The sequence below is a fragment of the Leptospira limi genome, assembly GCF_026151395.1.
Taxonomy (GTDB): Bacteria; Spirochaetota; Leptospiria; order Leptospirales; family Leptospiraceae; genus Leptospira_A; species Leptospira_A limi.
The window spans coordinates 17,352-29,479 of record NZ_JAMQPV010000003.1 but is presented as its reverse complement, the minus strand read 5'-3'; the positions used below and the strand labels follow the sequence as shown (position 1 = coordinate 29,479).

Sequence of the window (12,128 nt, the reverse complement as noted above, 5' to 3'; positions counted from 1 at the left end):
AAATGTTTATTTTATTGACGAAAATTCGTCTTAGAAGAGTCTCAATGTTGACTTGGGAGGGGAATTGTATGAAAATCCAGAAAACCTATGGAGTTTATCTATTTGCCATTTCTTTATTTTGGGCTCTTTGGTTACAATTAACGGCAGGTCCATCCAAAGCTCATCCTAAAACCAAAACGGAAACTTGGTTCTTAACAACGAATGAGACCTTAAGACTCCCCGAATTCAAAACAATCGACACTAGGTCATTTCATTCTCGTGTGAAAGAAAGAATGCCAAATTCAATTGTTCTCAGCTGGGAAGACCTTTCCCAGAAAGAAACTCCCAATCGTGGGAAATTACTCGAGACAAAATCCCTTCAAAAAAAACTTTCTAGTTTAGGAATTGAAACATCTGATCTCATCATTGTGTTAGGTGATGGAAAAAATGGATGGGGAGAAGAAGGTCGGATTGTCTGGAGTTTACGAGAAGTTGGATATACAAAGTCGTTTTGGTTTGATGGAGATGTGTCATCTTTTAAAGAAGTAATAAATCAAAGAAAAAATAAAATGAATTCCCTAGGGGAATCGAATCAATCTTTCTTATTTGCAGAAAAAGAAAGCCAATTTCATACAGATATCACAAAGGATGAAATCACCAAACACTTAAACCAAGGGTCTTACCAAATTTTAGATACAAGGGAACCACGAGAATTTTCTGGTTCCACACCATATGGGGAATTCAGAGGAGGCCATATCCCTGGCGCAAAATCCTTTTTTTACCAAAATTTATTTGATGACCATGGTAAAATCAGAACAAAAGAAAAAGTGGAAAACTCACTCACACAATTAGGAATTACGAAGTCAAAACCAGTCATTGCCTATTGTACAGGTGGTGTAAGATCTGCATTTGTTGTTGGAATCTTACGATCTTATGGTTATAACGCTTATAATTATTCAGGATCAATGTGGGAATGGTCTTCTTACAAAGAATTACCATTGGAAAAATAAAATTGAAACAGCGTTTTATTATATTCTTACTCATTTCAGTAACCATTGTTACTGGCTACTATCTAAATGAAAATCGAAGGGAAGTCCCAATCGAAGAAGTGTTTCCAGGGAAAAGTTGGGCAAAACCGATACCTACTCTTCCCGATCTAAAAGGAGTAGGAGCACCGACAGCAAAAAATTGCGGTAATTGCCACACAGAAATTTATGAAGAGTGGAAACTTTCCACACATGCAAATGCTCTGAGTGATGTCCAATTCCAATCTGAATTAGCAAAATCAAATTCACCCAAATGGATTTGTCTTAATTGCCATATTCCAGTCCAAAACCAAAGAGAAATGATTACGATCGCCTTACGTGGAGGAAATTATTTTAATCCAATTGAAGTCAGTAATCCATATTTTAATCCTGAGATGAAGGAGGAGGCCATTACTTGTGCAACATGCCATGTTCGAGTTGATAAAGAATCAAATCAAAGTTATGTGATTGGTGGATCAGGTGGGACATCTCCTCCCCATCCAGTTCAAATCAATCGTGAGTTTTTGAAAAATAGATGTAATGATTGCCATAATGAAACTTATACGCTTAATCAAAGTTTGGTTTGTTCTTTTCAAACAGGGACTGAATTAAAAAATACAAGTTCGGACAAATCATGTGTTTATTGTCACTTACCAGAAGTGAAACGATCATTTGTAAAATCTTCCTTCAATCGTCCTGTGCGTGTTGCTCACAGACATGGTTTTATCGGTGGGGGAGTTCCCAAACGATTTGATTTGTACAAAGAACAAATTCGTCTGGGATACAAACCAGGGCTTGTCCTTTCTAATTTTAAATGGGAAAATGGCAACATTCAGTTACAATTGCAAAATCAAAATGCAAACCATCATGTTACCTCAGGTGATCCAGAACGTTTTTATCGTTTTGTGATCGAGGGTATCGATCAGTTTGGAAACGTAATTTATAGGAATGAATCAAAAATTGGTCAAGAGTGGGAGTGGTCACCAAAAGCAAAAAAAATCGGCGATTCACGTATCCCATTCGGAGAGACGTTTAAATGGGAATTGCCATCGATTCCAAAATCCAATTTAATTACCAAGTTTCGCTTCCAAGCAATCCATGTTCGTCTGAAAGATATCACTTCAGATTATATGGTTCAGTCTTCAAATGATGTCCCTGAAACTTATAGAAATCAAGTAAAACAAATTAAGGCGATTTACCCTCATAGTTCCATTGTGATCGAAAGTGTTTATTATGTAAAAAGTAAATCGAGGAAAGATACTCCTTTGGAAAGTTTATTCAAAAGAAATGCAGAACGAAGAGGAGAATAATATTCTTTGTATCATTCCGGCTAGGGATGAAGAAGAAGGCATTGAACGGGCATTAAGTGGTCTAATTCAAAATTCAGGATTATCAATTAAAAATTTTATTGTCGTGAACAATGCCTCAAAGGACGAAACATTCTCCGTTGTCAATCGAATGGGTATCAATGTATTGGACTGCCCTCAAATAGGTTACGGAAATGCATGCCTTCTCGCATTAGATTGGATTCAAAAAAATAATTACCAGCCAGAATACATTCTTTTTTGCGATGCAGATGGATCAGATGATCCAAATGACATCCAAACACTCATTAAGACAATTCGCGAATCAAATTCTGATTTAGTAATCGGTTCAAGGACATTGGGAAATGCAGAAATGGGATCACTTTCTCCCATTCAAATTTTTGGCAATGCCTTAACATGTTTTCTCATTCGAATATTCTTTGGGACACATTACACAGATATGGGACCATTGAGAATCATCAGATACCAATCTTTACTGATTCTTGGAATGAAAGATACAACCTGGGGATGGAACATTGAAATGCATATTAAGGCATTACAAAAAAATATGAAGGTGATTGAAATTCCTGTTCAATACCGAAAGAGGATTGCTGGAGTTTCCAAAATTTCAGGGACTCTCTCTATGTCACTTCGAGTTGGGTGTAAAATTCTTTATACATTTTTTAAATTACTTTTTTTTGGTAAGTGAAAAACTTGGGAGTGGAATGTTACTCTTTTTCATTTATCCTTTTCTTTTGTTTTTTGTGGTAAATGGATTTGATCGAAATTCATTTACGATTGTTATCATTTCGGCAGTTTTATTAAGTTTGTATTTTTTCTTTTTAGGAAAAAAACTAAACGTTTTTAAAAATCAGTTTTGGATATTTTTTTTATACAATTTTGTACTCCGATGTGTTGTCATTGGGTCAACTCCTCATTTCAGTGATGATGTTTACAGATATCTATTTGATGCAAATATACTTTTGAGTGGCCAATTCCCATATGAACTCACTCCCAGTGAGTGGATGAACCTACATCCCAATATCGACGAACATTTTAAGATCTTATATTCGAATATGAATAGTTCTCATTATTACTCTGTTTACCCATTGTTTTTACTTCTGTTTTTTGTGGTAGGTTCAGTTCTAAATTCATTATTCCATTCTATGTTTTTAGGAGTTCAGATCGTTTTTGTTTTGGTTGATTTGGTGAATTTGTCACTGATCCGGCGTATGGTTCCAAATGAATCATTGGAGTTTTATTGGGCCTATTTTGCAAATCCGATCATCCTCATTGAAGGGATCTCCCAGATGCACCCTGAGATTTTATTAATTCCTTGGATATTTCTCTTACTCCAAACTAAAAACAATTGGAAACAAGGCATGGTTTTATCAATTCTAACACAGCTAAAATTTAACGCCTTATTATTTGCATTTGGTTATATAAAAGAGAAACGCAATATTTTATATGTTTTGATTGGTGTAATCTTTTCTTTTATCATCTGGAAACTGACTGTATTTGCAAATTTAGAATCACAGGGGAGTAAGGGCATTGGGTTGTTTTTTCATTCCTTTCGTTTTGCTGGACTATTGGAACCGTTCCTTTATTTTATTTTGAATCAGATGGGACATGCATATCTATCAGGATTTCTTTCGTTGTCTTTGTGTGGTCTCCTTTTTTTCTATTTACTCATAAACCAAAATTTTCGTAACTTCCCTGTGGAAAAACGATTGTTTGTTTTCTATTTTTGTTTTTTATTATGGTCGCCCGTCATTCACCCTTGGTATTGGATTTTATTCATTCTACTAGGAGTGGTAAATCGGATACATCTACTATGGCAGTCATTGCTTGTATTCCTTACTTTCTTATCATATCTGATTTACGTTTCTGAGAATTATTTTTACTTATATTGGGTTCTATCATTTGTGGTTATAGGTTTATATGGATTTAAAGAAATTGATTATTTTCGCAAAACAACCGATCCAAGGGCAAGTGAAAACTCGTTTAGCTAAGACACTCGGCGATAAAACTACATTAGATATCTATAAGAAATTATTACACATCACAGAAGACATCACGACGAAACTAAACATTTCGAAGACTGTTTATTGGGACCAAATTCCAATCCAAACAAATTCCTATTTTAAGAATGGGTATTCTTTCAAAGTACAAACCAAAGGTGACTTGGGCAAAAAAATGAAAGATGCCTTTCGGGAAGAATTTGAAGAGTCTTTTAATCAAATTTTGATCATTGGAACAGATTGCCCCTATTTAACAGAAGGAATTTTTGAAGATGCATATAATGCATTAGAAAATTATGATATTGTCATTGGTCCGGCAAAAGATGGAGGTTATTATTTATTGGGTATGAAAGAATTTAAAGCTTCCTTGTTTGAAGGAATTCCGTGGAGTACGGAATTGGTATTTAATTTAACCATCAAAAAAATTAAGGAACTTAATCTTACTGTCTCAATTTTACCCGAATTAAATGATATAGATACTGAGAAAGATTGGTTAGAATGGGAAGAAAAATTTAACCAATAGGTTGGAGTGAAATTTCAACTCTTCGATTCAGAGCTTCATGTTCTTTTGTTTGGTTTGGAGATTTTGAATTTCCATAGAAAAGTCTTCTAATTTGGTTAGGTTCTACAGAGTGGATGAGTAAAAAACGTTCCACCTCTAATGATCGTTTTTCACTGATCAATACATTCTCCCTGTTTGTTTTTCCTTCCACTGCATGGGCACTGATCATAACCTCATAGTTTCGATTCCGGTATAAAAAATCTGCGACTGATTGTAGTCTCACTTGGTCTTGTTTGGGAATCAGATTGGATTTTTTCGAAAAATAAATAGTGAATTGGGTAACGTCTGTTTGTTTTTCAGTTTTTTTATATGGATTTTCGAAAATGACACCTTCTTCAGCTAACAAATTTGGAAATGGCAAAGAAAAGTATTGAACAGTGTAAGTTAACAAAATGCAAACTAGTACTTTGTTGGTTTTATGAAGAGGCATATAATTAATTTCGGTAAGTTTCTATTTTTTCAGAAGATAGGGATTGAAAATTATGATTGAAATATGTCCCTTCTCGTAATTTTTCTCATCTAAGGGTTGAATATGAAACTGAAAGAGTTAGCAGAACGTTTAAATGCAAAATTCACTGGTAATGGTGATTTGGAAGTGAATGGCATAAAAGACTTAGAACATCATACAGCAGTAGATCCGAATAGCATCTATTATGTGGCTTCAAAAAAGTATTTAAATAAACATCAAAAAGCAAGTGAAGTTAAAATTGCTCTGACGATTGATTCATTAGCATCATCCTTTCCGAACGCTATCATTGTTCCTGAGGAAGGTTCAAAAGTAAAATTCATTCAAGTGATTTCGTTATTTGAGAAGAAGCCAAGTATTCAATCTTCTGTTTCTGGGAAAGCAAGTATCCATCCAACTGCTAAGATTGGTAAAAATGTAACGATCATGGATTTTGTTGTCATCCAAGAGAATGTTGTTGTCGGAGATAATGTGGTATTGTATCCAAATGTTGTATTGGAACCAAATGTAGAAGTTGGGGATGAAACAGTTATCAAGTCTGGTGTTGTCATTTATTATAATTGCAAAATAGGAAAAAGAAATTTGATCCATTCAAATACTGTGATTGGCGCCGATGGATTTGGATTTTACGATTATGCAGGTGTTCGTTACAAAGTTCCACAAATTGGGAATGTGATTATAGGTGATGATGTGGAAATGGGTGCACATTGTACGGTAGATAGAGCTGCCTTAGAATCTACAACCATCGGAAATTTTACAAAATTTGATGACCATGTTCACGTTGGTCATAATTGTAGAGTAGGGAATTACGTTTATATCGCAGGTGCAACAGTTCTAGCAGGATCGGTTACCATCGAAGATGGATGTTTTTTGGCAGGGCAATCTGCTGTCGCAGAACACCTAACGATGAAAAAGGGGTCTATTCTTTTGGGTTTATCTGGACTAACAGAAGACTCAAAGGAAAAAACTGCATATTTCGGAATCCCAGCAAGGCCTGCCCTTGAAATGCATCGAATCCATACTTCCTTGCCTTTATTGCCTGAACTTGTAAAAGGCCATGCAAAACGCAAAAACTCTGAAAAGTAGGAAGGGATTAAGATTCTAAAATCTTTTTTAACGACTGTAGATTTTCAATCATTTGTGATTTAAGATTCATTTTGACAAGGCCTTCACTCAATTGGAATAGGCCTTTCAGTTCCATTTTGTCAGTGACACTGATCGAACAAAAAGAACCATTTTCAGAAAATTCATATCGATCAGTGAACTTCATTCCATTTGCTGTACAACTTGCAACAATCAATTTATTTTCAACAATTTCATTGATTTTGTAAGTTTCGTTTAATTTGAAGATTCCCAAATCAATTTGGATTTTGTATTCTGTAGCGTCTTGGTTAATTGCTATTGCTTCGTGGATACTTTTGTTAAAGTGAATTTGATTTTCCATATTGCGAATGTAAGCGAAAACTTCGGCAACAGGTTTTTGAATGATGGTTTCTACTTTTGTTTCTATCATTTATTTTTTGGAATCATGAATCCACTGTTTCCAAACATCGGGAACAAATCCAATCGTTGCTTTTTTGCCATCTCTCACAATAGGGGTTTTAAACAGAAGGGGATTTGTTAATAAGGCCTCTTCTTTATCGTATAACATGTATTTTAGGTTTTTGTCTTCATAAAGTTTAGATTCGGTATCGATCAAATCATCTAAATTTACACTTCCAAGTATGGATCTGAGTTCCCCTTTGCTCATTTCTTTTTCTTGTAAGTTGATAAATTGAAAAGGAATACGTCTCTCCTGAAAGAAGAGTTGTGCCTTTTTAGAATCTTTGCATTTTTTTGTGCCGAAGATCTGGAGGTTCATCCAAAGATTGACTTTTTGAATTCTTCTAGTAATGGTTCTGATCCAGATAACATCAATTCAATTTGATCTTTATCCAAATCATACATAACATGTGCTTGCAAAAACAATGTAAACTCTTCTGCGGAAACTTTTTTTGCATCGAAGTTTTCTTTTAGAAAGTTATACCAAGCAGCCAATATGACCTTTTGGTGGGCCAATTCTTTGATACCGATGGTAATGATTTTTGGGGATTTCATGTAATTTTCTTAAAGAATTTCATCCTTTCTTTAGGATCGTCAATCCAAAAACCTTTGGAAGGCTGAAAAATACAATGTCCATGCACCTGTATTCATATCTAACCTCCGAAATGTTTGTGCAGTGCTCACAGTCGCATCGATGATCCTTGTATCATCTATGACACCCACTCGACCATCCGCCCGAATGTAAAAACTTGATGTTTCTCCGTTATAATTTCCGCTAAATTTATCAATTGCGATGTGATGGTACCCAATTCCAACTTGGAAAAAAGTATTTTCGTATAACCTGTGATTGATGGCAGTTTCAACACGGTAAACAAGTCCGCTGCCTCTAAGTCTACCTCTTTGGTTGAAATACTGAGTATTGGGTAGCGGCTCTCCGATGGAATACCCACGAATATTCCAATCAGCAGAAGTAAAACCCATTCCCGCTCCATTTTCCCATTCCCAATTTCGGAAGATAGGCATCGAAAAATGATACATCCCAAGGACATGATAGGAATAAATTTCGGAATTCAATTTTGTGTAGTATGAATCACTTGTAACTTCAGTTAGTTGCAGGATTTGCCAATCGTTCCTGCCGACATAAAAGCCAACTCGATTTCTAGAATCTAATAAAAAACGAACAAATCCTTCATATAGATTGGTTGTTTTCCCACCTTTGATATTTACATCAGAAAAAACGAGAGGGTTAAACGTGGAAGAAAATTGCCTTAAGTCACCATCAAACCGCCCAGGGATTCTTTCTCCAGCACCATAACGCATCCCCACTTCAATTCCAGATGGTTCTGCAGTAAGGCCCGTACTTGTCAGAAAGGAAATTAGAAAAACGGGAAACGAAAGGATTACAATACATCTTGACATAACAATTTCATCCAATTTCGTGAGGAAGAACCTATATGGAAACACTCTTTCAAAACGGATCTAAGTTTAATCTCATTTTAGGATCAGACATCCTAAGCCCATATTTTTACCTCATCCTCATCGCATCAGTTTACTTAAGCATTCGATTGGGATTCCCTCAGATCCGATTCCTCTTTTTGTCCCTCAAAATTCTAACGGGAAACATGGATTTTAAAGGGTCCAGAGGGCAACTTGTACATTCCCAAGCTTTTTTTGCAGGGATAGGTTCCTCATTACTTGCAGGTTCGGTCATCGGGACTGCTCTTGCCGTCGCCTACGGTGGAATTGGTGTTCTTTTTTGGATTTGGGTCATGAGTCTTTTTGTGATGCCTATACGTTTTGTTTCGTCCACCTTGGCAGTTAAATTTCGAAACCAACTTCCGAGTGGCCGTTATCTGTCTGGACCCATGTACTTCATCGAAAAAGCCCTTCGTGCGAAGTGGCTCGCGGTTGCCTTTTCCTTGGCAAGTCTTGTGACAGTGCTTGTGTTTGGGGGGATATTTCCTTTTGTGGGACTCACTTACTTAACCAAAGAAGGCCTTAGCTTAACTGGATTGTCTGGCCCCATATCTCTTTCTGTTATTTTACTGTTTATCGTAATCGGTGGTGTTAGGCGAGTTGGGAAAGCAGCAAGTGTCCTTGCACCAATTGGAATTTTATTATTTTTATTTGGCTACATTTCCCTTTTTTCCAATGGGATGATTTCCTTTATTGGATTTTTGTCAGATGTAACCAAAGAAGCATTTTCAATTAAAGCCTTGCAAGGTGGAGGAGCATTTGGAGTATTAAGAGCTCTTTCTGTTTCCTTAAGTACTTTCTTTTTATCAACAGAAACTGCTGTTGGAAAGTCATCTGGGATTGCTGGAGTAGTTCGAACTGACTATGCTGCAAAACAAGGATTAGTGAGTATGCTCGCATCCTTCTTCGAAGGTTTTGTTATGGCGACCATGGTTGGGTACGTTTTGTACTCATATGGGGCAGTAAACCTCGAAACAATTTTAATGTTCCCTGGTCGAATTCTGGAACAAAAGGATTCCATTCCTGTCATCTTGTTTGTTGTGTCCTTTTTATGTTTTGGGGTTTTGAGTTTGGCTGGTTGGTTTTACAGTGGTGAACAGAACGCCTTTTATGTGTTTGGTGAAAAATTTGCTAACTTTTTTAGGATGTTATTCATTGGGTCAACACTTGGTTTTGCTTATTTGTATGTAAAGTATGGCGTTGATGTTTTAAGTTTTGTGATGCATTGGGGGTATGTGTCAGCTGTCATCACAAGTGTTCCACTGCTAGTGTCTCTCATGTTACTTGGCAAATCTGCCAATCTGGAACTCAAAAAATACCTCTCTGAATCAGGGGCAAGGTATGAAATTTTCAAAGATATTTATTTACTCTTTTTAACCTTACTTCCTAAAAACCTAATCTCCAAAATTTTTGGGTATTTTTCGACTCTCAAACTGCCAAGATTTATGATGATCCCGATCCTAAAGGCATTTGCAAAAGCCTATAAGATCAATTTAAGTGAAGCGGAACTTGAAATCAAAGAGTATGCTTCCCTCAATCAGTTTTTCACTCGTGCTCTTCGTGCCGAAGCCCGTATCATTGACTCCGCACCCAATGCAGTAGTTTCTCCAACAGATTCAAAAATCACAAGTTTCGGAAATATCAACCAATCTACCATCATCCAAGCAAAAGGAATTGATTATTCCGTAAAAGAGTTGTTAGGTTCCGAGAAGTTTTACCCACATTTTACGAACGGTAAATACATTACCTTTTATCTTTCCCCACAAGATTACCATAGAATCCACAGTCCATTTGCTGGACAAATTTTAGGATACTATTATGAACCAGGAAAGTTATTCCCTGTGAACGACTTAGCGGTTCTCAATATCCGAGGTCTTTTCCCAAAAAACGAGAGACTCATCACCTTCTTACAAACTGAATATGGTAAAATTGCCGTGATCAAAGTAGGGGCATCCAATGTGGGAAAAATCCGCGTGACCTATGATAATAAAATTGTGACCAATAATTGGATTCGTTTTGCCAAAGAACACCATTACAAAGACGTCTCCATCATGATTGAGAAAGGTTCTGAGATGGGTCGTTTTGAAATGGGTTCCACCGTGATCTTAGTGTTTGAAAACGACACGATTGATTTGACAAACATCCAACTTGGAGATAAAATCCAATACGGAACCACTGTCGGACATTTTAAATCCAAAAAAACAAGCCTACCGGTAAAATTCTAATATGAATTCACAACTTGCTACCTTCCCAAAAGAAATTTCTTTCGATGACGACTACCTCTATATCGAGTGGAAAGACGGGCATGGAAGCAAATACTCGTTGTTAGACCTACGTAAAAAATGCCCCTGTGCGACTTGCCGGGGTGGTCATGGTGGGAAAGTGGGGCAAGCAACCGGCCATATAGACTCCATCAAACTCATCTCTTGGACCAAAGTAGGTCGGTATGCGATTTCCATCGTGTGGAGCGACTACCACAATACGGGAATTTATTCCTATGACCATTTACGAGCCTACGCTGAGGGAAATTCCGGCGCCTTTGACTGAGGTTTGGTTACTTTTTGTCAATTCGGAAAAAAACTGAGTGACAAAAACATTCGTATTATGTCTCATTATCCTAAGTTTTTCCGGAGATAAAAGGGCATGGGTGAAGGTTCACTCTCACAAGACGAGATAGACGCATTACTACAAGGTGCGGATGATACATTCGACCTCTCTTCCTTAAGTGGCGCATCCAGTTCGTCATCGGACAACCTATCTCCTATTGACCGCGACATTATTTCCGATGTGATCGGCTCTGCATTCCAGGTGGCGGGGAACACACTTGGCACGATCTTGGCAAAAAACACTCGTTTTATGAACCCTGCCACCGAATCGAGCTCCTCTGCTGACATCCAAAAAGAGTTGGGCTCTAAGTCGGTAAGTTTATATTCAACCATTAGCGGCAGTTTGGCGGGAAGAGTTTGTCTTGTCATGGCACAAGAGAACGCTGCAAAAATTGCAGGTGTGATGATGGGAGGAATGGCTCCTCCAGGCCAACTCGATAACGCACAACTCCAAACCCTAAAAGATTCACTTGCTCCGATCCTTGGCACTGTTACTGCACAAATTGGTATGAAACTTGGTGGAACTATGTCTGGTAGCCCACCTGAGATTTCACTTGTGAATTCTGGGCGTGATTTACAACTTCCAGATGACAGTAGTTTGGTGAAAACTTCCCTCAGTTTGAATATTGATGGTGTTGGATCTTTTAAAGTCTATTATGTAATCTCTTTGACTATGGCAAATTCCATCCTGGATATCCAGAAGGGTGGTGGTCAAAAACAACAACAACAGTCCGGCGGAATGAATGTCAACATGCAACCCAATATGGGCATGGGTGGCGGACAAGGTTCTGTTGGAATTAAAGGTGTCAACTTTCCATCACTTGCGACGGCTGGTGGTGGACCAGGGCAAACCAATCTCAATCTCCTTATGGATGTACAAATGGCTCTTACCGTGGAACTCGGAAGAACCAAAATGTACATCAAAGACATTTTGGGGTTAGGGGAAGGTTCTATCATCGAACTAGACAAGTTAGCTGGTGAGCCAGTGGATTTACTTGTGAACGGCAAACTCATCGCCAAAGGTGAGGTTGTGGTGATCGATGAAAACTTTGGTGTTCGTGTCACTGATATCGTTAGTCCTACCGACAGACTCAAAGGCGAAAAATGATCCAAACAGAAAGGAAAAAGAAAAGTCGAAGTGGGAAAG

The 12,128-nt window shown here is 37.4% G+C and carries 14 protein-coding genes; 9 read left to right on the top strand and 5 right to left on the bottom strand.

What is annotated here, in order from left to right:
• The first annotated feature begins 68 nt into the window (after window positions 1-68).
• From ND812_RS15290 to ND812_RS15270, 5 genes are read left to right on the top strand one after another with little or no spacing between them, the layout of a single operon-like run.
• Window positions 69-989: a sulfurtransferase gene (locus tag ND812_RS15290; RefSeq protein ID WP_265376251.1), complete on the top strand. Its 921-nt coding sequence runs from the start codon at window positions 69-71 to the stop codon at window positions 987-989.
• Between the two features lie 2 nt (window positions 990-991).
• Window positions 992-2,314: a multiheme c-type cytochrome gene (locus ND812_RS15285; protein WP_265376250.1), complete on the top strand. Its 1,323-nt coding sequence runs from the start codon at window positions 992-994 to the stop codon at window positions 2,312-2,314.
• Window positions 2,292-3,017: a glycosyltransferase family 2 protein gene (locus ND812_RS15280; RefSeq protein WP_265376249.1), complete on the top strand. Its 726-nt coding sequence runs from the start codon at window positions 2,292-2,294 to the stop codon at window positions 3,015-3,017. Before ND812_RS15285 ends, ND812_RS15280 begins: the two co-directional genes overlap by 23 nt.
• 16 nt (window positions 3,018-3,033) lie before the next feature.
• Window positions 3,034-4,320, top strand: a complete 1,287-nt coding sequence (locus tag ND812_RS15275; protein ID WP_265376248.1) for an MptA/MptB family glycosyltransferase — start codon at window positions 3,034-3,036, stop codon at window positions 4,318-4,320.
• On the top strand, window positions 4,301-4,852 hold the full coding sequence (locus tag ND812_RS15270) for a TIGR04282 family arsenosugar biosynthesis glycosyltransferase (protein WP_322113702.1): 552 nt from the start codon (window positions 4,301-4,303) through the stop codon (window positions 4,850-4,852). Before ND812_RS15275 ends, ND812_RS15270 begins: the two co-directional genes overlap by 20 nt.
• Here the strand turns inward: ND812_RS15270 and ND812_RS15265 are convergent.
• Window positions 4,842-5,321 (bottom strand): OmpA family protein, encoded by a 480-nt coding sequence (locus ND812_RS15265; protein ID WP_265376246.1) that lies wholly within the window; start codon window positions 5,319-5,321, stop codon window positions 4,842-4,844. The two genes, ND812_RS15270 and ND812_RS15265, sit on opposite strands and share 11 nt — an antisense overlap.
• Window positions 5,322-5,423: 102 nt before the next feature.
• Between ND812_RS15265 and lpxD the strand changes: the two genes are divergently transcribed.
• Window positions 5,424-6,443, top strand: a complete 1,020-nt coding sequence (lpxD, locus tag ND812_RS15260; protein WP_265376245.1) for a UDP-3-O-(3-hydroxymyristoyl)glucosamine N-acyltransferase — start codon at window positions 5,424-5,426, stop codon at window positions 6,441-6,443.
• 7 nt (window positions 6,444-6,450) lie between these two features.
• On the opposite strand, the gene ND812_RS15255 is transcribed toward lpxD, so the two are convergent.
• The 4 genes from ND812_RS15255 to ND812_RS15240 are packed head-to-tail and all read right to left on the bottom strand — an operon-like array spanning window position 6,451 to window position 8,318.
• Window positions 6,451-6,870: an SRPBCC family protein gene (locus ND812_RS15255; RefSeq protein WP_265376244.1), complete on the bottom strand. Its 420-nt coding sequence runs from the start codon at window positions 6,868-6,870 to the stop codon at window positions 6,451-6,453.
• Window positions 6,871-7,218 carry an arsenate reductase family protein gene (locus ND812_RS15250; protein ID WP_265376243.1) on the bottom strand — a complete coding sequence of 116 codons (348 nt, stop codon included), beginning with the start codon at window positions 7,216-7,218 and terminating at the stop codon, window positions 6,871-6,873.
• A complete protein-coding gene (locus tag ND812_RS15245; protein WP_108959296.1) occupies window positions 7,215-7,454 on the bottom strand; it encodes a hypothetical protein in 240 nt (79 codons plus the stop codon). Before ND812_RS15245 ends, ND812_RS15250 begins: the two co-directional genes overlap by 4 nt.
• Window positions 7,455-7,493: 39 nt before the next feature.
• The gene (locus ND812_RS15240; RefSeq protein WP_265376242.1) at window positions 7,494-8,318 is read right to left on the bottom strand and encodes an LIC_11366 family protein; all 825 of its coding nucleotides are present in this window, start codon (window positions 8,316-8,318) and stop codon (window positions 7,494-7,496) included.
• Between the two features lie 35 nt (window positions 8,319-8,353).
• Here ND812_RS15240 and asd point away from each other — a divergent pair, with 35 nt between their 5' ends.
• From asd to fliN, 3 genes are all read left to right on the top strand, one after another.
• Window positions 8,354-10,600 (top strand): archaetidylserine decarboxylase, encoded by a 2,247-nt coding sequence (asd, locus tag ND812_RS15235; RefSeq protein WP_265376241.1) that lies wholly within the window; start codon window positions 8,354-8,356, stop codon window positions 10,598-10,600.
• A gap of 1 nt (window position 10,601) precedes the next feature.
• Entirely contained in the window at window positions 10,602-10,922 is a 321-nt protein-coding gene (locus ND812_RS15230; RefSeq protein ID WP_100718993.1) for a DUF971 domain-containing protein, read from the top strand.
• Window positions 10,923-11,018: 96 nt separating this feature from the next.
• Window positions 11,019-12,089: a flagellar motor switch protein FliN gene (gene fliN, locus ND812_RS15225; protein WP_108959294.1), complete on the top strand. Its 1,071-nt coding sequence runs from the start codon at window positions 11,019-11,021 to the stop codon at window positions 12,087-12,089.
• Window positions 12,090-12,128: the final 39 nt, after the last annotated feature.